Below are 833 nucleotides of genomic sequence, written 5' to 3'. Positions count from 1 at the left end.
TCCACTGGCCGGCGTTGTCCACGGCGATTGAGCCGTAGGTGCCGGTTGACGAGCCATTGATGCTCCAGGTCGCCGTGGCGTCGTGATCGATGTCGGCCGAGCTGAACTGGCCGCTGACGCTGAGTTGGATGTCTTCCTGCACCGCGCCGACATCATTGCCCGTCGCGAAACCGAGCACTGGCGCGTCATTGGTGCCGGTAATGGTGACGGTCACCAGTTGGGTGTCGACGCCRCCGAGGCCGTCGCTGACYTGCACGCTGAACACTTCGTTGTGACTCTCGCCCGCCTTCAGCGCCTGCACCGCACTGGCAACGCCATCGGTGCCGTTGGCCAGGGTGTACATCCATTGGCCGTTGCTGTCCACGGCGATTGAGCCGTAGGTGCCGGTATTTGACCCGGCAATACTCCAACTGGCGGTGGCATCGTGATCGATGTCAGCCGAGCTGAACTGGCCGCTGACGCTGAGCTGGGTGTCTTCCTGCACCGCGCCGGCCTCGTTTCCGGTCGCGAAGCTGAGCACGGGCGCGTCATTGCTGCCGGTGACGGTGATGGTCACCARCTGGGTGTCGACGCCACCGAGGCCGTCGCTGACCTGCACGCTGAACACTTCGTTGTGACTCTCGCCCGCCTTCAGCGACTGCACCGCACTGGCAACGCCATCGGTGCCGTTGGCCAGGGTGTACGTCCACTGGCCGGCGTTGTCCACGGCGATTGAGCCGTAGGTGCCGGTTGACGAGCCATTGATGCTCCAGGTCGCCGTGGCGTCGTGATCGATGTCGGCCGAGCTGAACTGGCCGCTGACGCTGAGTTGGATGTCTTCCTGCACCGCGCCG

The 833-nt window shown here is 64.6% G+C and carries 1 protein-coding gene; it reads right to left on the bottom strand.

The genetic code is table 11. The features are described 5' to 3' along the window. Positions 1-833, bottom strand: an 833-nt coding sequence (locus tag AB4Z35_RS29880) for a VCBS domain-containing protein (RefSeq protein WP_442101141.1), incomplete at both ends; no start/stop codon positions are given.

The sequence above is a fragment of the Pseudomonas sp. KB_15 genome (assembly GCF_052114525.1).
Lineage (GTDB): Bacteria > Pseudomonadota > Gammaproteobacteria > Pseudomonadales > Pseudomonadaceae > Aquipseudomonas.
The sequence above is the reverse complement of the archived record's forward strand: the minus strand, read 5'-3'. Positions and strand labels throughout refer to the sequence as shown.